The sequence below is a fragment of the Arcobacter iocasae genome (assembly GCF_042214795.1).
In the GTDB taxonomy this organism is placed as follows: domain Bacteria; phylum Campylobacterota; class Campylobacteria; order Campylobacterales; family Arcobacteraceae; genus Arcobacter; species Arcobacter iocasae.
The window spans coordinates 865,087-887,041 of the sequence record NZ_CP090177.1 but is presented as its reverse complement, the minus strand read 5'-3'; the positions used below and the strand labels follow the sequence as shown (position 1 = coordinate 887,041).

22 protein-coding genes are annotated in these 21,955 nt (G+C 29.9%); 9 read left to right on the top strand and 13 right to left on the bottom strand.

The window, feature by feature from the left end; all coding sequences use genetic code 11:
- Positions 1-5 precede the first annotated feature (5 nt).
- The 8 genes from LXN10_RS04480 to LXN10_RS04445 form a co-directional block, all read right to left on the bottom strand.
- On the bottom strand, positions 6-1,709 hold the full coding sequence (locus LXN10_RS04480; RefSeq protein WP_375724700.1) for a CHASE domain-containing protein: 1,704 nt from the start codon (positions 1,707-1,709) through the stop codon (positions 6-8).
- Positions 1,706-2,386 (bottom strand): response regulator transcription factor, encoded by a 681-nt coding sequence (locus LXN10_RS04475; protein ID WP_129099618.1) that lies wholly within the window; start codon positions 2,384-2,386, stop codon positions 1,706-1,708. Before LXN10_RS04475 ends, LXN10_RS04480 begins: the two co-directional genes overlap by 4 nt.
- A gap of 33 nt (positions 2,387-2,419) precedes the next feature.
- Positions 2,420-4,129, bottom strand: coding sequence for a dipeptide ABC transporter ATP-binding protein (locus LXN10_RS04470; protein ID WP_375724699.1), 1,710 nt, complete (start codon positions 4,127-4,129; stop codon positions 2,420-2,422).
- 12 nt (positions 4,130-4,141) lie between these two features.
- Entirely contained in the window at positions 4,142-4,987 is an 846-nt protein-coding gene (locus tag LXN10_RS04465) for an ABC transporter permease (RefSeq protein ID WP_375724698.1), read from the bottom strand.
- Positions 4,988-4,995: 8 nt separating this feature from the next.
- Positions 4,996-6,018 carry an ABC transporter permease gene (locus LXN10_RS04460; protein ID WP_375724697.1) on the bottom strand — a complete coding sequence of 341 codons (1,023 nt, stop codon included), beginning with the start codon at positions 6,016-6,018 and terminating at the stop codon, positions 4,996-4,998.
- Positions 6,015-7,631 carry an ABC transporter substrate-binding protein gene (locus LXN10_RS04455; protein ID WP_375724696.1) on the bottom strand — a complete coding sequence of 539 codons (1,617 nt, stop codon included), beginning with the start codon at positions 7,629-7,631 and terminating at the stop codon, positions 6,015-6,017. The genes LXN10_RS04460 and LXN10_RS04455 overlap by 4 nt, the downstream gene beginning before the upstream one ends.
- Before the next feature lie 3 nt (positions 7,632-7,634).
- Positions 7,635-9,437: an allophanate hydrolase gene (gene atzF / locus LXN10_RS04450; protein WP_375724695.1), complete on the bottom strand. Its 1,803-nt coding sequence runs from the start codon at positions 9,435-9,437 to the stop codon at positions 7,635-7,637.
- A 65-nt stretch (positions 9,438-9,502) separates the two neighbouring features.
- Positions 9,503-10,375 carry a DMT family transporter gene (locus LXN10_RS04445; RefSeq protein WP_375724694.1) on the bottom strand — a complete coding sequence of 291 codons (873 nt, stop codon included), beginning with the start codon at positions 10,373-10,375 and terminating at the stop codon, positions 9,503-9,505.
- Between the two features lie 141 nt (positions 10,376-10,516).
- On the opposite strand from LXN10_RS04445, the gene LXN10_RS04440 reads away from it, so the two are divergent.
- From LXN10_RS04440 to LXN10_RS04410, 7 genes are all read left to right on the top strand, one after another.
- Entirely contained in the window at positions 10,517-11,257 is a 741-nt protein-coding gene (locus tag LXN10_RS04440) for an amino acid ABC transporter ATP-binding protein (protein WP_434056570.1), read from the top strand.
- Positions 11,258-11,270: 13 nt separating this feature from the next.
- A complete protein-coding gene (locus tag LXN10_RS04435) occupies positions 11,271-12,086 on the top strand; it encodes a transporter substrate-binding domain-containing protein (RefSeq protein ID WP_375724693.1) in 816 nt (271 codons plus the stop codon).
- Between the two features lie 3 nt (positions 12,087-12,089).
- Positions 12,090-13,055: an amino acid ABC transporter permease gene (locus LXN10_RS04430; protein WP_375724692.1), complete on the top strand. Its 966-nt coding sequence runs from the start codon at positions 12,090-12,092 to the stop codon at positions 13,053-13,055.
- Positions 13,056-13,685 (top strand): MarC family protein, encoded by a 630-nt coding sequence (locus LXN10_RS04425; protein WP_375724691.1) that lies wholly within the window; start codon positions 13,056-13,058, stop codon positions 13,683-13,685.
- Positions 13,685-14,302, top strand: a complete 618-nt coding sequence (locus LXN10_RS04420) for a LysE/ArgO family amino acid transporter (RefSeq protein ID WP_375724690.1) — start codon at positions 13,685-13,687, stop codon at positions 14,300-14,302. Before LXN10_RS04425 ends, LXN10_RS04420 begins: the two co-directional genes overlap by 1 nt.
- An 85-nt stretch (positions 14,303-14,387) precedes the next feature.
- On the top strand, positions 14,388-15,251 hold the full coding sequence (locus tag LXN10_RS04415; protein WP_375724689.1) for a thymidylate synthase: 864 nt from the start codon (positions 14,388-14,390) through the stop codon (positions 15,249-15,251).
- A 151-nt stretch (positions 15,252-15,402) separates the two neighbouring features.
- The gene (locus LXN10_RS04410; protein ID WP_375724688.1) at positions 15,403-15,906 is read left to right on the top strand and encodes a dihydrofolate reductase; all 504 of its coding nucleotides are present in this window, start codon (positions 15,403-15,405) and stop codon (positions 15,904-15,906) included.
- Here the strand turns inward: LXN10_RS04410 and LXN10_RS04405 are convergent, their stop codons facing one another.
- From LXN10_RS04405 to LXN10_RS04395, 3 genes are all read right to left on the bottom strand, one after another.
- Entirely contained in the window at positions 15,907-16,470 is a 564-nt protein-coding gene (locus tag LXN10_RS04405) for an HPP family protein (RefSeq protein WP_375724687.1), read from the bottom strand.
- A gap of 68 nt (positions 16,471-16,538) precedes the next feature.
- Entirely contained in the window at positions 16,539-16,754 is a 216-nt protein-coding gene (locus LXN10_RS04400) for a tautomerase family protein (RefSeq protein ID WP_375724686.1), read from the bottom strand.
- A 129-nt stretch (positions 16,755-16,883) separates the two neighbouring features.
- A complete protein-coding gene (locus LXN10_RS04395; RefSeq protein ID WP_375724685.1) occupies positions 16,884-18,068 on the bottom strand; it encodes a YbfB/YjiJ family MFS transporter in 1,185 nt (394 codons plus the stop codon).
- A gap of 90 nt (positions 18,069-18,158) precedes the next feature.
- Here LXN10_RS04395 and LXN10_RS04390 point away from each other — a divergent pair, with 90 nt between their 5' ends.
- A complete protein-coding gene (locus tag LXN10_RS04390; RefSeq protein WP_375724684.1) occupies positions 18,159-18,986 on the top strand; it encodes a LysR family transcriptional regulator in 828 nt (275 codons plus the stop codon).
- Positions 18,987-19,007: 21 nt separating this feature from the next.
- Here the strand turns inward: LXN10_RS04390 and LXN10_RS04385 are convergent, their stop codons facing one another.
- On the bottom strand, positions 19,008-20,120 hold the full coding sequence (locus tag LXN10_RS04385) for a glycosyltransferase (protein ID WP_375724683.1): 1,113 nt from the start codon (positions 20,118-20,120) through the stop codon (positions 19,008-19,010).
- A 136-nt stretch (positions 20,121-20,256) separates the two neighbouring features.
- Here LXN10_RS04385 and LXN10_RS04380 point away from each other — a divergent pair, with 136 nt between their 5' ends.
- Entirely contained in the window at positions 20,257-20,631 is a 375-nt protein-coding gene (locus tag LXN10_RS04380) for an acyl-CoA thioesterase (protein ID WP_129099635.1), read from the top strand.
- 4 nt (positions 20,632-20,635) lie between these two features.
- Here LXN10_RS04380 and ygiD read toward each other — a convergent pair whose 3' ends face one another.
- Positions 20,636-21,502, bottom strand: coding sequence for a 4,5-DOPA dioxygenase extradiol (ygiD, locus tag LXN10_RS04375; RefSeq protein WP_375724682.1), 867 nt, complete (start codon positions 21,500-21,502; stop codon positions 20,636-20,638).
- Between the last annotated feature and the right edge of the window lie 453 nt (positions 21,503-21,955).

The following is a 21,955-nucleotide window of genomic DNA, read 5'->3' as shown; positions in this document are numbered from 1 at the left end:
ATTTTTTAAATAGGAAATTCTATTGTAAATGTGGCACCGGTACATTTCTCTTTGTTTATATAAAAGGTGCTATTTTTTACACTTATTTTTCCATTCATATGTTCAGTAATAATCATTTTACACAAGTGCAATCCTATACCTGAACTTTGTTTTGTAGTGTAAAATTGTTCAAATATATTTTCGATATGTTTTTCATCTATTCCACCTGCATTATCTCTTATTGTGATAAACTTGTTATAATCTTTTTCATATGAAAAAATCTCTACTAAAGGGTTCTTTACTCTTCTTTCCATAAAGGCATCTCTACAATTAGACAAGATATTAATAAGTACTTGTGAAAACTCATTTTGATAGCCATATATTCTTATTTGTTCTTTTTTATTATCTCTTTTAACTCTTAAATCTAATTTTGTAAAATCATGTTCTAAAAGCTTTAGGGCGATATCTAAAGTATCATCAAATAAGAAGTTAGTTTTTATTTTATCTTGAATATGAAAGTTTTTAAATTCATCTACTAGATTACTCATATACACTAAAGTATTTTGCATATTGTTAAGTGAACTTTGTAGTTTCTCTTTTGAGGGCATACCTCTAAACTCTATCTCACTTTGTAAGGAGATGATATTTGAGGATACTTTTGATAATGGACTTCTCCATTGATGTTCGATATTTGATAGGGTTTCACCAATTGTGGCATAACGAGATTGGATATATAAAATCTCATCTTTATTTTTAAGTTCTTGGATTGATTCATATTTTAAGTTATAAAATTTATTAATTCTATATGAAACTATTATGGTCAAAAGTATTCCAATAAATAAGCTTAATTCTGCAACAAAACTTCTTCTTTCATTTATATATTTCAAACTAGGTATCGCTTGAAAAGTCCATTGCCTAGACCAAATAACTGGTAGATCTTTTTTATACTTTAGGTGTTTATATATTTTATTTAAAGAGTTATGTGAGTAAATTTCTTCATTTATTTTATTTGTGGTATCAAATATTTTGAAATTTATCTCGTTTGATGTTCCATCTTCTTCTAAAATTGATTTTTTAAATATATCTTCTATAACAAAAACACCAAGAACAAAACTTTTGATATCTTCATTTTCATCAAAAATAGGCAAAAAAGCTAAAAAACCTTTTTTATTCTTTTTTTGTACTAACTCTATTGCTTGTGTAACTTGGGGGCTTTTTGTTTCTAAAGCTTTTTTGATAGTCTCATATCTGCTTTTATTACTTGATAAATCAAATCCTAGCGCTTTTTCATTATTTTTTAAAGGTTCCACATAATATACAGGGAAATATTTGTCTTTGTTTTCCACTCTTAGCATATTGTTGTTTTTTGATTCTTCTGTAAAGAAGAACTCTTTTTCAAAAAGTTTTCTATTTTCATTGGAAACTATTGGAATCCACTCTAAAGCATGAATAGCACTATGTCTTTTTATTATTTTTTTTGCTTCTATTGAAAACTGTTCTTTGCTTGGAATTTGTTCGTTATTATAAAGAATCGATAGGGTATAAAGAGTTTCGAGATTTATTAAGATTTCTCTATAAAATGATTTTATTTTATCATCGACTATATTTTGAAATCTACTTTGTATATTTTTTTCTTCAATATTATTAATAATATAACTAACAGATATGGATAAAAATAATCCAATAATTATTATAGAAGATACATGTAGTTTGTATTTATTTCCTATCAAGTTAAAAGCCTATAACCTTGTTCGTTTTCATTTAAGATGTTATCTTTTCCTATTTTTTGACGAAGTTTCCCAATGAGTACTTTTAGTGTTCCTTTATTTAAAAGGTCACCTTCCCAAACATTTTCTTCTATAATATCATAAAAAACTAATTCATTTTTATTCTCAATTAAAGTTTCTAAAAGAAGTCTCTCTTTATTTTGTAGTCTCTCTATTTCATTTGTACTATTAGTAAAGATATGAGTATGCAGGTTATATTTAGCGCCATTTTGGAATGTTATTTCAAATTTATTTCTTTCTAGTAGTTTTTGAGAACAATTAAATAAAGCCTCTTTTAAAGAGGCATAAGAAATAGGTTTTATGATATAAGACTCCAGATGTAAAGAGACAGCTTCCATGAGGAAACTCTCTGTTTTATAAGCTGTTAAAACTACAACTGGAGTTTGGCTATCTTCCTCTCTTATCTCTTTTATGAGTTCTAGCCCATTCATACCTTCCATATCAATATCTGTAAAGATAATATCAGGTTTTATTTCATCATATATCTCTAAAGCCTCTTTTGCATTTGAAGCAGAATAGACTTTTTTAACAATATTTGAAATAGTATTTGTGATGTTTTCTCTTACTTCATCATCATCTTCAACATACAACACAGTAAGGTACTTCAAAATATTTTTCATGTAAAATTATATCCTATTCTTCTTCTTTGTAAATTAAGCCATTTTTAGTTTATTTGGTTCAAAATGTGGAATTGAAGCTATGAGTTTTTTTGTATAATCTTTTTGTGGATTTTCCAAAATATCATGTACTGTCCCTTGTTCAACTATTTCACCTCTATTCATCACGATTACTCTTTCACATAAAAGTTTTACAACATTTAAATCATGTGAAACAAAGATATAACTCATACCTAACTCTTTTTTTAATCTATCTAATAACTGTAATACTACCGCTTGAACTGATACATCAAGGGCAGAAGTTGGCTCATCTAAAATCAAAATCTTTGGATTTACTGATATTGCTCTTGCTATTCCTACTCTTGCTTTTTGACCACCTGAAAGTTGGTGGGGAAATCTAGAGAGTAAATGAATAGGAAGTCCTACCATTAAAGATAATTCTTCTACTTTTTCTTTTATTTTTTTTCTATCTCTCATTTTCAAAAGTCGTCTAAGAGGTTCTGCAATACAATCAAAAGCATTAAATCTAGGATTTAAACTATCTGTTGGATCTTGAAATACCATTTGTATCTTATTTCTTTGTTTCATGGCTGCAAATTGTTTAGATGTGTAAGCTGTGATATTTTCGTTTTCTAAAATTATATCACCAGAAGTTGGGTCTAAAAGTTTTGTAATCATATTTGATGTTGTAGATTTACCACAACCTGATTCTCCTACTAATCCTAAACTTTCACCTTTTTTTAGATTGAAGCTTATTCCATTTACTGCTGTGAAGGTATTTTCTTCTTTTTTCTTTGCAAAGAGGCTACTTTTGTCCCTTAGAGGAAACTTTTTAACTAAATTTAAAACTTCTAAAATAACTTCACCTTTTTTTGTCATTTCATTGTAAATTTGTTTTTTTGAAACTATTTCTTGTCCTTCCATTTCTTCAGGAATAGCAGTCAAATCTGAAAGTTTAGATTTTGGACCAGGAGAAGCAGCTATTAGTTTTATTGTATAAGGATGTTTGGGTTTTGTAAAAAGTTCGTAAACACTATTTTTTTCTACTATTTCACCCTTTTGCATAACACAAATATTATCACAATACATGGCTGCCATTCCAAGGTCATGGGTTATTAGCATAACAGCCATATGATGTTCTTTTGCTAACTCTTTTATCAAATCCATTATTACTTTTTGAGTAGTAACATCAAGTCCTGTTGTTGGTTCATCTGCTATTAAAAGTCTTGGATTACAAGCAATTGCAATTGCTATCATAACCCTTTGGCACATTCCTCCTGATAGTTCAAACGGATAAGACCAATATCTATCTTGTGGATTTACTATTTTTACTTTTTCAAGCATTTTTATTGCTTTTTCTTTTGCATTCTGTGGACTTGCTTGATGGTGGCAGATAAGTACATCTTCTATTTGTTTACCTACGCATCTTATGGGATTTAAAGCAGCTCTTGGATTTTGAAATATCATAGAGATTTCTCTTCCTCTAATTTCTTTTAAATCCTTCTCTTTTGCAGTTGTTAAAGTAAATCCTTCAAACTCTATTTTTCCATTTGTTACACTTCCTGCACTATCTAACAATCCCATTACTGTAAAAGCTGTAATTGATTTACCAGAACCACTCTCTCCAATTACTCCTAAAACTTCACCTTTTTGGATATTCATTGAGGCATTTTTTAGTCCATGGACAGTTCCATTTCGTGTTTTAAAATCTATTGATAAGTTATCTATTTTTAAAAATGAATACATAATACTATCTCCTTATGTTCTTTTTTTAGGGTCTACTAAATCTCTTAATCCATCACCTAATAGATTAAAACAAAATACTGCAAGCATAAGAGCAAGTCCTGGAAACAAGGCTAGCCACCACTCTCCTGAAACAATATATGTTGCTCCTTGGGCTACCATAATTCCCCACTCTGCATCAGGTGGTCTAACACCTAATCCTATAAATGATAGTCCTGCTGCATTTAATATTGCCCAACCCATATTTAGAGAAATTTGTATCATCATAGGAGGCATACAGTTTGGAAATATGTGAAAAGCAAGGATTCTAAAATCTGAATTTCCATTAAGTCTTGCAGCTTGTACATATCCTGCATCTCTTCTTATTAGAACTTCGGCTCTTGTTACCCTTGCATAAAAAGGTATATTAATAACAGCTGTTGCATAAATAATATTTTCAATAGAATTTCCTAAAGTTGCCACAATTCCCATTGCTAAAACAAAAAGTGGAAAAGCCATAATTGCATCAGAAAATCGACCAATTATTTTATCAGCCCAACCACCTAAATAACCAGCAACAGCACCTAAAGCACTACCAATAAAAAACGACAAAATAACTGCTGAAAAGGCTATCCATAAATCAAGTCTTGTAGCAACTATTACTCTACTTAAAACATCTCTTCCTAAGTTATCAGTTCCAAATAAATGCTCCCAAGTAGGAGGAGATAAAACTGCATGTGCATTTGTCAAAAGTGGATCATAAGGTGCAATGACTGAACCAAATATAGCCAAAAATACAAAGGCAAAAAACATGAAAAATGAAAATGCAGTAATTAAATTATCTTTTAAAATATATTTAAAATGTGTAAAAAATTGTTTCATATTTTTTCCTAATTATCTATAGAGACACGGGGGTCAATAAGAGTTAAAATTATGTCAATAGTTAAATTTACTACAACAAAAAGTAAAGCCATAGTAAGTACAAAACCTTGAACCGCTGCATAATCAGAAGCCACAAGTGCTTCAATAGCAAAAGAACCAATCCCAGGCCAAGAAAATACTTTTTCAACCAATACATTTGCACCTAAAAGAAATGAGAAAACCATTCCTAGGGTTGTAAGTATTGATAATAAAGAGTTTCTAAGGGCATAAGTTATTAGTATCTTACTTCTTGGCAGACCATTTGCTCTTGCAGTTCTTATAAAATCACTTGACAAAGCATTTAACATGGAAGCTCTTGTCATCCTAGCAATTGGTGCTAGAGCAAATATTCCTAGTGTAATTGCAGGTAACATTAGCTGTCTTACACTTGCCCAAAATGTTTCCATATCATTTGCAAGTAAAGAATCAATAGTATAAAATCCTGTAACATGAGGAGGTGATAAATACATAATCTCCAATCGCCCAATAGGTGAGGGTGCTATTCCTAATAGATAATAAAAAATATATATTAAAAAAAGACCAGTAAAAAATGTAGGCAAAGATACCCCCATAGTAACTAATACTCTAGTTAAATGGTCAATCCAAGTTCCAGGTTTAGTAGCTGACAATATTCCCAAAGGAATTGCAATTATCAAAGCAAAACTAAGACCTAAAAAAGTCAATTCCAAAGATGCTGGAAGTCTAGTAGTTAACTCTTCTAGAACAGGTAGTCCTGTATTTAAAGACATACCTAAATTCCCATGGGAAAGATTTTGCACATAGATAAAGAATTGTTCAACAATGCCTTTATCTAAACCCAAGGAAACCCGTACTTGCTCAATAGATTCTTTATCTGCCATAGCCCCAGCAAAATAAACTGCTGGGTCACCTGGAAGCGCTCGTGTTAATAAAAAAGAGATTATTACAATACCTATAATCGAAGGGATTGATTGAAACAATCTATTTAATATTTGAGTTACTTTATTTTTCATGATTTTGTAATGGTTGTACAATCAAGCTGTCTATGGAACCATGAAGCATAGCCATCAATATTTTTTTGCATTGCTGCGTCTAGATATGGTTGGTATAATGGGATTCGTGGAACATCATCATAAACGATTTCAATCATCTCTTTAATCATTCCTTCATATTTTGGATTATCAACTTCCATATGAAGTGTTTCATCTGTAAGCTTTTCAATTTTTTCATTTTTGTAATTTGAAGAATTGAATAAGTGACCATATTTGTATGCCCAGAAGAAATAATAATCAGGATAATTCAACCATCCACCAAAGTTTTCTAAGTGCATAGGAAGTCTTTTTTCAACTAGTGCTGCTGTTCTCCAATTTGCTCCTGGAATTTTGTCTAGTTTAACTTTTATACCTATTTTTTTCAGTGCTTCTTGGATTAGAAGTGCAGTTGGTTCTTGCCATGATGCAAGACCTAAATTATAAGAAAGTGTTGTTTCAAAACCATCTTTAAAACCAGCTTCTTCTAATAGCTTTTTAGCTTTTTTGATATTTGTACTATAAGGTGATGGTTGAGGCCATACAATATTTGATGGAGTTTTACTACTTGCTCCAAACATAGGTTTTCCTCTTCCATAAGCAGCTGATGATAAAATCTCTTCATAAGGAATAGCATAAGCAATAGCTTGTCTAACTTTTTTATTATCAAAAGGTTTATATTTTACATTTAATCCTAAAACATGCATACAGTTATCAATAGGAGCACCAGAGACTTTTATTTTACCCCCTTCTTTGAACTCTTTTACATCTTTTGGAGGAACATTTGTATAAAGGTCTGCATCTTTTCTCTCTAATAATGCTCGTCTAGTTGAAGCTGATGGTACTTCTCTTACTATTACTCTTTTTATTGCAGGTTTTGGAGCTATTGCATAATCTTCATTTCTTTGGTAAACAAATTGTTGACCCGGATCCCATCTTAAGATTTTGTATGGTCCAGAACCTGCAGGAGTTTTATGCAAATACTCTGTAGCCCAAGGATCATTTGCAGTAGCATTTGCTTTAGCAACTTTTGAATTAATAATAAAAGGAATTGGAACAGCTAAATCAGGAAGTGTTAATTTAGAAGGAAATGGTAAATCAATTCTAAATGTCATATCATCAACAACAACAAACTGTTTAGGATCTGACATAGAACCAGCTTTCATCTGTACAGTTGGAAAACCACCTAAAGTAACAGCTCTATCAAATGACCATTTTACATCATGTGCAGTAACTGGTGTGCCATCCCAAAATTTTGCTTTTGGATTGATTTTAAAAGTAATTGATTTTTTATCATCTGAAAACTCCCAAGACTGCGCAATCTCTGGTTCTATTTTTGTAGAATCATATGCATATGAGCCATCAGGAAGAGTTTTAACTCCAAATTTTACAAGTCTGTCATAAATATTTACAGTAACTTGATAACTAGGTCTATTTGTACCTTTTCTATGTAAATCTAAACTATTGATATTGTTTCCACTAACAACTACTAAAACACCATTGCTTCCAGTTGCTGCATTTGCTTCAGTTGGTAAATATCTTAAAAAAGGCAGTATTGAAGCAGCACCTGCTATTCTCATAAAATCTCTTCTTTCCATTTTTTATCCTTTAATTTGATTTGAATTTAAAAAAGCTTTCCAGCCACCAAAACTTGAAATATCTTTTGCACCAATTAAGGCACTTGCTTCACATAAAAAACCTTTTACAGTTTTTTTATTTTCTAATTCAATTGAACCTATGCATAAGGGTTTTGGAATAGTTCTTTCAAACTCTCCTAAATTTTCAATTGGTATTGCCCACACTTCAAGTTCAATAGAAACTCCATTTTCATCTTGAATAAGCCCAGGTTTTAGTATCTCTTCACCTTCAAGTTTAAAAAGTTTGTAATTTAGAGTTGTTTTTGTTTCATATAAAAATCTTGAATTTAATTTTAATAAGTCTTTATTTAAGGGCATTCCTCTAAGGTGTGCTCCTACAACAGCAACTTCTATTTCATCGTAAGTTACGCCAAAAGTATCATCGTCACTTAGTTTTACTTCAACCTTACTATTTCCATAAGTTAGACTCATGTCTTTTTGAATATATTTTGCAAACTTTGCAAGCATCAGTTCTTCAAAGGCATTTGCAATAATTGTAACTCCTCCTGGAAAACCATCTTCTCTTTTATTTACAGGAATTGCTATGGCACTTAGGTCTAATAGATTTACAAAGTTTGTATAAATACCAAGTCTAGAGTTTGCTTTTATTGGATCTTCTTCTATCTCTTTAACACTTGCAACTCTTGGCATTGAAGGTAAACATAAGATGTCAAACTGTTCTAACACTGGTTCAATCTCTTTTTTAAGTTCATTAAATCTATAAATATCTCTATAAACATCACTTGCTGAAAATGTTTCTGCTTTTTTGATTAGATTTCTTGTGATATCTAAGATGTCATTTGGTTGATTTTTTATCATATCTCCAATTACAGTGTATCTTTCAGCCAACCAAGTACCTTCATATAAAAGTTGGGCAACTTCAAAGAAAGGTTTTAAATCTATTTCAATAGTTTTAAAACCTTTTTCTTTGATAAGAGAGATTGTCTCTTCGTATGATTTTCTTTGAATTTCGTCATCAATAAAGATTTGTGATTGGCTATTTGGAATAGCCACAACTACATCTTGTGTATCTTTATATTTGTTTTTAGGTCTTTTTTTAGAGTAAGGATCTTTTTCATCATGCTTACTAGCAATTTCAAAAATCTCATAGGCATCTTCAATATTTAAAGCTAAAATTGAAACAGTATCAACTGTAAGACAAGCAGGAACTACTCCTCTTTTTGAAAAAGCTCCCAAAGTTGGTTTTAATCCAACTATGTTATTAAGTGCTGCTGGAATTCTTCCTGAACCTGCTGTATCAGTTCCAAGTGAGAATGTAAATAGTTGGTGAGAAACAGCAACCGCAGAACCACAACTAGAACCACCAGGAATTATTTTTTCATCAATGGCATTTTTAGGAGCTCCATAAGGAGTTCTAACTCCTACTAAACCAGTTGCAAATTGGTCTAGATTTGTTTTTCCTATACAAACAGCACCTGCTTCTTTTAAAACTTTTACTATAAAAGCATCTTCTTTTGCAATATATTCATATGCAGGACAAGCAGCAGTCGTTGGAATACCTTTTACATCAATATTATCTTTTACTGTAAAAGGGATTCCCCAAAGTGGTTTTTTATCTAAGTCCATCTTTTCTAAAGATGAAGTTTGAGCAAATATATCTTCTATTGGCTGAAGATGAATAAATATTCCATCATCATTTACTTTTTTAATTCTATTGTAAACCTCAGTTACAATATCTTTAGGTGTTACACCTTTTTTGTATGAGTCATGGATACTTTTGATATCAAATAACTGATTGCTTAACATGTTTTACCTTTTCAAAATAAAATTTATATTGAAATTGTAAAACTATGAGGTAAATTAAAAGTAAATTATTTTTTTTTGAATTTGATTTCCGCTAAAAGTAGGGCAAGTATGATTAAGGTAGCTCCAAAAAGTTGGATTGAACTTAAAAGTTCATTTCCTACAAAGTAGCCATAAATACCTGCACTTACAGGTTCCATAGAAAAAATAACTGCTGTTTTTGTAGGAGTTGTAAACTGTTGCATATAAGTTTGAATCAAAAATGCATAAACAGTTGCAAAGATAGAAGTGATTATTAGTGCTTTTAAAAATGTATTATTAAAATTCAAATCAAAAGTTACACTATCTAAACTAAGTGAAAAAATTAAAGATAATATTGTCACAGTAATAAATTGAAACAATACTAAGAGATATACATTAACTCTTTTTGAATATTTGTCAGTAAAGAGTATTTGTAAAGCAAAAAGTAAAGCACATATTATTCCTAAAACTTCACCTTTTCCAAGTGATAAACTTCCACTCATAGTTAATAAATACAGACCACAAACGGCTATTAGAGAACTTATAAAAACCATTTTTCTAACATGCTCTTTAAAAACAACATAGGCTAAGAAAGGTACAATTATTACATTTAGTCCTGTTAAAAAAGCTATTATTGAACTTTTTGTATAGGCTAATCCAAAGGTTTGAGTAGCAAAGGCAGAAAATAAAAAACAACCTAAAATAACTCCATAAAGTATAGTTTGCTTATTTAATTTGTCAAAATATTTATATGCAATTATTGCCATTAAAATAGTAGCAATTCCAAAACGCCAAAATAAAAATGCATAAACAGGTACTGATTTTATGGCATCTTGTACCATCAAAAAAGTCACACCCCAAGCAATAGCGACAGTTAAAAGTAAAAAGTCTGCTCTTAGTTCTAATAGTTTTTTATTCAATTATTCTCCTAAAATAAAATCTGCATTGTACCCATAGTTTATTTAAGCAAAAGATTATTTTATGTATAAATTATATACATGCTCTATAGGAATGTTAAAATAAATTTAGCTATGATATCGTCTTAGTCTAATTAAAGAGAGATGATGGATAATATTATAAGTATGAAGAAAATCGATAAGTTTTATGACAAGTTTCATGTCTTAAAAGGAATTGATTTTAATGTTAAAAAAGGTGAAATTGTTGTTGTTTGTGGACCTTCTGGTTCAGGGAAATCAACATTAATCCGATGTATTAATGGTTTGGAAGAGATAGATAGCGGTGAAATTTTTGTTGATAACATTGATATTCACGGAAGTAAAAAGAATTTACAAACTATAAGAAGTGAAGTTGGTATGGTATTCCAGCACTTTAATCTTTTCCCTCATTTAACTATACTGGAAAATATTACATTAGCACCTGGTTTAGTTAAAAATATTAAAAAAGAAGAAGCTAATAGTATTGCAATGGAACTTTTAAAAAAAGTAAAACTAGAAGATAAAGCAAACTCTTATCCCGGAGATTTATCAGGTGGGCAAAAACAGCGTGTTGCTATCGCTAGAAGTTTAGCGATGAAACCTAAGATAATACTTTTTGATGAACCTACATCTGCACTAGATCCAGAAACAATCGGTGATGTTTTAGCTGTTATGAAAGACCTAGCTCATGAAAACTTTACAATAGTATGTGTAACACATGAAATGGGTTTTGCAAAAGAAGTTGGAGATAGGATTATATTTATGGACCATGGAGTTGTAGTAGAAGAAGCTACCCCAAAAGAATTTTTTGAAAATCCAAAAAGCGATAGAGCAAAAAAATTCTTGAACGAAATTTTAACACATTAAAAAAGGAATAAAAATGAAAAAATTGGTTTTAGCTATTTTAGTATTTGCTACAGTTAATCTAGTAGCATCGGATATAAACTTGTGGAAAAATTCTACATTGAATAAGGTTTTAGAAAGAGGTGAACTTCAAGTTTGTTTAGAACCTGGGTATATGCCATTTGAAATGAAAGATAAAAAGGGTAGAATTATCGGTTATGATGTGGATGTAGCACAACTAATGGCTAAAGAAATGGGGGTTAAATTAAAACTTCTTCCTACAGCTTGGGATGGTATTATTGCAGCACTTGTAACTGGAAAATGTGATATTATAATCTCTGGTATGACAGTTACTCAACAAAGAAATTTAAAAGTTAATTTTGCAGATCCATATTTAGTAGTTGGACAAACTGTATTAATGAACAAGTCTTTAGAAGGTAAAATAAAATCTGCAAAAGAGTTAGATAAACCTGAATATACAATTGTAACAAAACTTGGAACATCAGCTGAAATTGCAATAAGAAAATTCTATAAAAAAGCAAAAATTGTTACCTTCGAAACTGAAGCAGATGCAGTAAGTGAAGTTTTAAACAATAATGCAGCTGCCTTTGTTTATGACCAACCATATAATATTTTATTTATGGCAGATAAAGGTAATGGGAAATTAGTTCATTTAGATGAACCATTGACTTTTGAACCTTTAGCATGGGCAATTAGAAAAGGTGACCCTGATTTCTTAAATTGGTTAAATAACTTCTTAAGACAAATAAAAGGTGACAAAGTAGTTGACTTTTATGGACAAATTAATGATAAGTGGTTGAAAGATACTACTTGGCTAAAAAGAGTTCAATAACTCATGGCAAGAAGAGAATCATGGACACAAAATAAAAAGCTAGGGCATGTTATTGCCTTAGCTTTATTTATTGTTTTAGGATATTTTTTATATGCAGCAGCTTCACATATTAATTATGTTTGGAAGTGGAATTCTGTTCCAAAATATTTTGCGTATAAAGATACTATAACAATAGAAGCCCCAATAGATGGAAAACTAGTATTAGATAATGGTAAATACTATATTAAGGGTAATGAAAATGTAACTCTTGATAAGTTAGATAGTAGTTTTTCATTTGTATATAATGTGGGTGAAAATGTATACACTGGCGATTATATTGCTTCAAAAACAGTTACAAAACCAGGACCTATTTTAAATGGTTTATGGATAACTTTAAAAATATCCTTTTTTGCAGCTGTTTTAACTTTTTTTATTGGTATTATTGTTGCTTTTATGAAACTATCCCCAATAGTATTCATAAAAGATTTAGCAACAGTATATGTAACAATTGTAAGGGGTACTCCTTTATTAGTACAAATCTTTTTATTTTATTTTATTGTTGCAAATATTTTTGAATTTGATCGTTTTGTAGCAGGGGTATTATCTTTAGGTATATTCTTTGGTGCATATATGGCAGAGATTCTAAGAGGAGCTATTCAATCTATTGATAAAGGTCAACTTGAAGCTTCAAAATCTTTGGGAATATCTAATTTTCAGGCTATGAGATATATAATTTTACCTCAAGCTTTTAAAAGAGCATTGCCAACACTTATTGGTGAAATGATTGCTTTAGTAAAAGATTCGTCATTGGTTTCTGTTATTTCTATTACAGATTTAACAAAGGTAGGAAAAGAGATTGTTTCAAATACTTTTTCTCCTTTTGAGACATGGATAATTGTAGCACTTCTTTATCTTTGTATAACTTCTATATTAAGTTTTATAGGACATAGAATAGAGAAAAAAATGACTTTAAAAGGCGGAATGAATTAATTGGAAGTTTTTCAAAATTTTTTACAACAAAGTATTACCTTTTTTGCAATAATTGATCCTATTGGAATAAGCGCAATTGCCTTATCAATTCTTAGTCCAAATATTTCAAAAACACAAATTTCTACAATCGCTAGAAAAACAAGTATTACTATTGTTGTGGCATTTTTTGTTGTATTAATTAGTGGAGAGTTAGTTTTAAAGCTATTTGGTATAGGTGAAGATTCACTTCAAGTTATGGGTGGATTGGTACTATTATTGATGGCACTTACTATGGTAAGAGGTAGTTCTTCAGGTGAAACTCAAGATGATACAAGAAGTAGTAAAAAAGATGAAGAGATGGCAGTTATTCCAATAGGTATTCCAATTACCTTTGGAGCTGGACTTTTTACTACAATTATTATTTTTAAAAACCAAGTTGAAAATACAATGGAACTTTTTACCCTTGTAGTTGCTTTTTGTATTAATGCTTTTTTATTTTATTTGGTATTGAAAAATTCAATTTATATCAAAAAATATTTGGGAGTTACAGGACAAAATGTTGTAACTAAACTTATGGGACTTATTGTTGGAGCACTTGCTATTCAATTTATAGTTTCAGGAATCATTCATTTAGCTAAAACCTATATCTAATGGAATTTGATACATTTATCAAAGGCTACTTTGTTGGTCTTCCTCTAATCGTTGCAATTGGTGCACAAAATGCTTATATTCTAAAGCTTGGGCTTCTTAAACAACATGTATTTAAAGCAACGATTTTTTGTATTTTAACTGATATTCTTTTAATCACTGTAGGTGTTTTAGGTTTAGGTTTTTTTATCAAAGGAAACCAAAATTTTATAAATGCTATGGCAATTTTTGGTATAACTTTTTTAGTTTTTTATGCTTTTACTTCTTTTAAATCTGCTTTTAAAAATGAGAGTTTAAAAATAGATAATGAGATAAAAACAGACCCTATTAAAAAAGTATTTTCTCTACTTTTTATGTTTACTTTTCTAAATCCACATGTTTATTTGGATACTGTTTTTTTAATAGGTGGAATTGGAGCAAATATTCAAGATAGTTTAAAATTGTACTTTATTTTAGGAACTTCTTTTGCTTCTGCTACTTGGTTTTTGGCTTTAGGATTTGGGGCAAGATTTTTAATACCATTATTTAAAAATCCAAATACATGGAAAATCTTAGATTTGGCAATTGGTTGTTTGATGTTATATATTGCTTATTCTTTAACACATTTACTCATCTTTTAAACAAATTTATTAATAAAATATATAATCTTAGATAAAATAATCTTTATTATACAGTAGTAAATATACTACTTTTTTAAGGAATGAAATGAAGCAATATTTAGACTTGATGAAACATGTATTAGAAAATGGGACACTAAAAGAAGATAGAACAGGAACAGGAACTAAATCTGTATTTGGTTATCAAATGAGATTTGATTTAAGTGAAGGTTTTCCTTTGGTTACTACTAAAAAATGTCATTTGAAAGCTATTATTTCTGAACTACTTTGGTTTTTGGAAGGCTCTACTGATGAGAGAAGATTGGCTGAAATTCACTATGGTGATAAGGCAGAAAACATAATAGGCAAAAAAACAGTCTGGACTGCAAATGCTGATAATCAAGGTGTTGCTTTAGGTTATGAAAATAGTGATACTGTAAAAGAGTTAGGACCTGTTTATGGAAGCCAATGGAGAAGTTGGAAAACAAATGATGGGAAAGCTATTGATCAAGTATCTGAATTAATAGAGCAAATCAAAAATAATCCTGATTCTAGAAGACTTATTTTAAGTGCTTGGAATGTGGCAGAAATAGAAAAAATGGCACTTCCTCCTTGTCATACTTTTTTTCAATTTTATGTTGCAAATGGTAAGTTATCGTGCCAACTTTATCAAAGAAGTGCAGATATCTTTTTAGGAGTTCCTTTTAATATTGCTTCTTATGCATTATTGACTATGATGGTTGCACAAGTTTGTGATTTAGAAGTAGGGGATTTTGTACATACTTTTGGAGATGCACATCTTTATTCAAATCATTTAGAACAAGCAAACTTACAAATTACAAGAGAACCATTTGCAAAACCAACTATGAAAATAAATCCAGATATTAAAAATATCTTTGATTTTAAAATGGAAGATTTCGAACTTACAAATTATGAAGCTCACGAGCATATAAAAGGGGTAATGGCTGTATAGCCAAAAGGCAACTCGTTGTCTTCTTTAGAACTTTCTCAAAGAGAGTGACGAGCACAAGGTTACTTTTAAAAGAAATTTATTTCCTTTATTAAAAAGTAGATATATAAAAAATGGTTCCTTTTTATTGGGAACCAATTAAAAGGAATACAGTATGATAGTATCAATGATAGTGGCTTACGGAAACAATTGGGAAATAGGGTTAAATAACCAAATGTTATGGCATATTTCTGAAGATTTTAAAAACTTTAAATCTATAACTTCAGGGCACCATATTTTAATGGGAAGAAAAACTTTTGAATCAATAGGTAAACCTCTTCCAAATAGAACTTCACTTGTATTATCAAAGGGTGGGTTTGAATATGAGGGTGTAGAATCATTTTGCGATATACATGAAGCTTTGAATTCTGCTAGAAAAAAAGGAGAGGAAGAACTATTTATAATAGGTGGGGCTACTATTTATAAAACTTTATTTGACTATGTTGATAAAATGTATTTAAGTGAAGTTGATTTTTCTGGTGAGGCAGATGCCTATCTTGAAGAGATTGATTTCTCTACTTGGGATTTAGCTGAGCAAAAAGATTATGAAGCAATAATTGAAGGTGGCAAAATAAAAAGCCCAGCTTGGAAATTTAAAGTTTATGTAAAAAAAGATTAATCAATCATCTGCAAACCACTTTGAATTAAAAATCTTAGATGAGTGTGGATAATGTCTATGTGCAGGGATATTATTCACAACTACTGCAATTATAAAAAGAATAAAAGCTCCTGAAGCTACAGGATATAAAACATATAAAAATCCCAAGTCATGTATTTGATTACTTCCAATTACAGCAATAAGGGCTGTGGCTCCTCCTGGAGGATGAAGTGTTAAAGTTACTTGCATAATCAAAATAGAAGTTGCCACTGCAAAAGCAGAACAAAACAGTATATGGTTATGGAATAGTTTATAAGATATAACTCCTATAAGTGCAGATAAGATATGTCCACCAATGAGGTTTCTAGGTTGGGCAAGAGGAGAATTAACTGCACCATAAACTAATACAGCACTTGCACCAAAAGAACCAATTACTAAGGTTAAGTCATTGTCATTTAGAATATCACTATGAAATAAAGAGATAGCTAAAATACCTATAAATGAACCTATCCAAGACCAAATAATATTAGCTCTTTCAATAGGTTCTGTATTTACTTTTTTGAATTGTTTAAAAAACTTTTTCATATATTAATCCATTTATTAAGAAATAAATGAATCTTATCAAAAAGCTAAAAGTAAGAGTATGATTTAAATCAATTCTTTTTTTGCTCTTCTCTTATAGTTGTAACTGTTTTCCCACCAATTGCATAATTATCAGTTGAAACTTCTTCTATAAGAACAACAGCACTAGATGCTCCTCTTCCAAAAATATCAGAGAAAAGTTCAGTAATACCTTTTACAAGTTTTTCTTTTTGCTCTTTTGTAGCTCCTCCATCTTCATGGGTCATTTTTACATTTATATACGGCATATTAATCCTTTAAAATGTTCCCATTTTAAAGGGAACCTTTATTTAATAACTTCTTTTAGCAAGATTTATAATAAATCCTAAAAGTTGCAAACCCTAAAGTAGACAACGAGTTGTCTTTAACTATCTACTCTAGTCTTTTACTATTTTAAAAACTTTTGAAATAAACAATAATACAACACCTCCAAAAACTATAAAAGCTGTTAGATAAAGTGCATAATCATAGTTTCCAAATTTTTCTATTAACGCAACACTATAAAGTGGTGCTAAAACTTGTCCTATTCCATAAGCAGTTGTAAGTGCTCCCATAAGAATAACTGGGTTTGCACCTGCTAGTTTCCCTCCTAAGCTCATAAACAAGGCAACAAGACCTACAAAAGTTCCTCCATATAAAATACCAGAAAGTAGGTTTAAGTACATATTATTTGTAAGGGCTGAAATTAATATACCTATTACTTGAAGTAACATAGAGATAATGATTATATTTACACTTCCATATTTGTGTGCTAAATTCATCCAAATAATACAAGAAGGAATACCAGCTAGTCCAACAAGAGTCCAAGTGAGATTTCCATACCCTTGTAAGCCTTCAAGTGAGTTAATGATATCAGGTATAAAAGTAGACTGTACAACCATACCAATACCTTCACAAAAGTATGCCATGATAAGAAGTATCACAAAAGGAGTAAATAGTTTTTTATCAAAGTGATGTTCCACAACTCCTGTATTTATTCTTTTTCCAAATGATAATATATACATTGGATAAAATGATGCAAAAAATGCAAAGATAGTCAAAACTAGCCAAGCTTCTTGCCAAGTCCCATGGAAATAAAACACAGCACGAACAATTAAATCAGTAACTAATATAGAAAAACCAATTCCTGAAAAATGTATTCCCATGGCTTTTGTTTTATTATCTATTTTTAGTTTGTACATTACAATTGCAGAACCTACAACTAAGCCCATCGCGGCTCCAAATCCAGCAATTATCCTTGAGACTAACCATAAAGTTTCATTTTGAGTAGTTGCTAAAATTAGTGTTGTTAAAACGCATAGAATCATACCCAGTCTAAAAAACTTCACTTTTGCATATATATCTTTTATAAATACTGCAAAAATAGATCCAGCTAAATACCCCATATAATTAACTGATGCTAAAATTCCTGCAACTCTTACAGTCAAATAATCTTCAAGCATAGGAGGAAGTAGTGAAGTAAAAACAAATCTAGCAACACCAACTCCAATAATTAGTGCAAGAATTCCTGCAAGTATAATAGAGGCATTAGAATTTCTATCTAAAAGTCTTATATTTTTCAAAACTCTATTCCTTTGTTTTTGACATAATATCACTAAAGATGATATTATGTCAAATAATTAATCATGATTAGTGATATAAGGAAAAGTGATATGGATTCTAATTTATTAAAAGTATTTGTAAGTGTTGCCAATAAAAAGTCTATTTCAAAAGCTGCAAATAGTTTAAAATATGCCCAGTCAAATGTAACTTCAAGAATAAAACAATTGGAAAAAAATCTTGGGTGCAAACTTTTCCATAGGGTTCCTGCTGGAGTTCTTTTAACACATGAAGGAGAAAGACTTTATCCCCATGCTGTAGAGATTATAAAAAAAATTGAATTGGCAACTTTAGACATGAAAGATATGCTAAAGCAAGAGCAACTAATCGTTGCTTCAACTGAATCAAATGCTGTAACAAGAATAGTAAACTTTTTATTAAATATACACAAGGAATTTCCAAATACGCAATTAGAACTTATCACAAATACCACAGGTGAAATCAAAAAAATGATAATGGAGTATAAAGTAGATATGGCTTTTATTAGTGGTATACCTCAAGAAAATGAACTCCTTGTATTAAATAAAGTTGATGAAGAATTAGTTTTAGTTGAACCTTTTGATGAATTGGTTCCAAATGTCTTTTTGAGTTTTAAAAAAGGGTGTGCATATAGTGATTTTGCTCAAGATTATTTATTTGAACTAACCCAAGTAGAGCACAAAAAGTTAGAGTTTGGTAGTTATGATACTATTTTAGGATGTGTAAAAGCTGGAATGGGAAAATCAATACTACCCTTAAGTATTGTGAAAAAACTAAGATTTGAAGATGAAGTTAAAATTTCGAAGTTAAATAAGAAAGCTTGGGATATGCCCACTTGTTTAGTTTGTAGAAAAGATAATATTCCTAAAATTGCAGATTATTTAAAAGAACTTGCACTATAAAAATATGCAAAATGCATATTTTTATAAGATATTTAATTGATGAGCTAAAGCATCAGCGATTCTTTGATAATTTCTTATATCTAGAAGTCTTTTTTGGCCATCAACTCCAATTTGAGCAATCTCTTCTTTTGGTAAAGAGATTATCTCTTCAAGTTTTGCTTTAATTGCTTCTTTATCAAAATCACAAAGCCAAGCTGTTTTGTTATCATCAAAAATAGAAAGATTGTTATCATTTTTTGACATAATACAAGGAACAGCAGAAGCATAATAATCCATGATTTTAACAGGTGTTGAGGTGTTAAATAGGGCAATATCAGGTAAAATCGATAAACCAATATCAGCTTTAGCGATTAAATCTAATAACTCCTCTTTTGATGTGGCATTACTTAATTCAAAATTTGCTCTTAAATTAGGATATTTAGTCAATAACTCTTGGGCATATTCTGGGTCTTTTGTCGAAATCATGATCTTAAAACTTTTACTTTCAATTTGAGAAAAGGCATCTAATACTGTTTCAAACTCTCTTAATTTGTCTAAAGTTCCTGCATAAAAAAATCTTTTTTCTTCACTTTCATGTTGTATATTTTCATGTAAAACTTCTGGATCAATAGCTGAAGGAATAACAAAAGTTTTTGTTTTCACATCTTTTAAATAGTTATCTCTCATTTTTATAGTTGTTGGAAGAAATAAGTCACAATCATTTATTAATGATGTTTCTTGGTGAAGTTTGATTTTATTTGAGATTATATCAAAATAGCTTTTTTTGTTGTTTGCTTCATCAATTTGTAGCTTGGCAATTCTTTTTGGAAATGATAATCTAAAAGCAACTTTATAATCAAAAACAATTCTTTTTTTAAGTACTTCTTTTAATATTTTTGTATCATTTCTTACAGCTACTATTTTATACTCTTTTAAATCTATTCCATTTCTTCCTAAAACATCTATAACATTTAGTTTATCTGCAAGGGGAATAATGATTTTATTATTAGATTTTCTTTCAAAAGATGCTTTATATTTAGAAAAATAAATGATATGTATTTCAAAGTGTTTTGTTAAGTATTTCTCAAATAAAGGGCCAATAAAACTATTATCACTGTACTCTGTTTGGTCAGTAATATATAAAAACTTTTGCATGAATACTCCTTTTTACTTCCGAGTATACTAATTTTACATAGCATTAAAAAAGCATTTCGAAATACAGCTGATTTTTAGTCTATGTTTAATCAAGTTTTTATAAAAAATAGTCGAAAATAAGAAAAAAGGTTTTAGATTGGAATATACAACACAAAGAATGGTAACTTATCCTCATCTAAATGCGGCTGGTATTTTAGTTGGGGGGACAGCTTTATCTTGGATTGACCAAGATGCAATGGTTTATGCTGCAAATTTATTAGATACTAGTAGAATTGCTACTGCAAAAGTATCAGAAGTCGTATTTAATAGTGCTGCAAATATTGGTGATATTTTAATTACAGGAGTTGAACTAGTAAGAGTAGGAAAAACTTCAATTACATTGAAATGTGAACTTAGAAATAAAACAACAAATAAAGTAATAGTTCAAGTTGAAGAAGTAGTTTTAGTAACAATTGACTTTAATAAAAAACCAACCCCACACAAACTTTATAAAGAGAAGATGGCTAAATAATTTTTTATGAGAATAAAATGGATCTCATAGAAAAAGAGCCTTCTTGAAAACCCTTAGCAAAGTATTTATATGGTTCATCTTTTTTTACACATCCTAAAACATATAAAAGTGGTAAAAAGTGCTCAGGGGTAGGAACGGCCATCAGAGCATCTTTACCCATATTTTCATAGTTTATTAAAGCTTCATAATCACCACTATCAATTTTTGAAGCAACTTTTTCATCAAAACTTTTTGCCCAATCATGAACTACATCTCTAGTACCATGCATAGTATCACTTTTTGCACTTGGAATATTATGAACAATATTTCCTGAACCTATTATCATGACCCCTTGTTTTCTTAACTCATACATCTCATTTGCTAATAAAAAGTGCTCTTTTGGAGTCATTGATTGGGCTAAGCTAAATTCAAATACCGGAACATCAGCTTTTGGGAAAAGTCTTGATAATACAGTCCAAGCGCCATGGTCTAAACCTCTAATTGGATCGTTAAATACTTCTTCTTTGAATGTCTCTGAAACATGTTTTGCAATTTTAGAAGCTCCAGGGGCTGGGTATTTAAATTCATACATAAATTCAGGAAAACCATAATAATCATATAATGTCTCAGGATTAGCAGTTGTACTAACAGCTGGAAACATAGTCTCCCAATGTGCTGAAACTACTAAGATAGCTTTTGGTTTTTTTAATATACGAGCAATTTTTTCCCACTCTTTAGTAAATCTATTTTCGACAAAGGCATTCATAGGTGTTCCATGTCCTATAAATAAGGCAGGAGTTATTTTAGTACTCTCTTTTGCCCATAATGGTAGAGTGGCAAGAAGGGTGCTAATACCAGCTAAGTAAGTAAATTTTCTTCGAGTGATACTCATATAATGTATGCCTTTAATAATTGCTTATTTATAATGGAAGTATAAGATTATTATGTTAATTGATTATTAATAAAAAGCACGAGTATATGTGTGTTTGAGCTCTTATTTGGGGATTTTAGTTAATTCGTTTAGGCGAATGGAGTTTGCTTAGATAAGTGCGGTTTATATTTAAGACTAAGTCCCTTTTTAAGGTATTTAATAGATTATTGTTTAACTTTATATTTATAATTACCTGTTTAATTTTTAACTGGCATTCGCAAGCGCGAACGATATTTTATAGTAATAAGTATCAGTATTAATATTATAAAAGTGATTTTTTAGAATTAAGGAGTTTTTAATATTCGAAATCTAAAATTTATTAAGTTTAACATCTTATTTTATAAAGGAATTACATGTACAAAATTTTTTTAATTTTTTTAATATTGTCAATTATTGTTACACCCATATATTAAT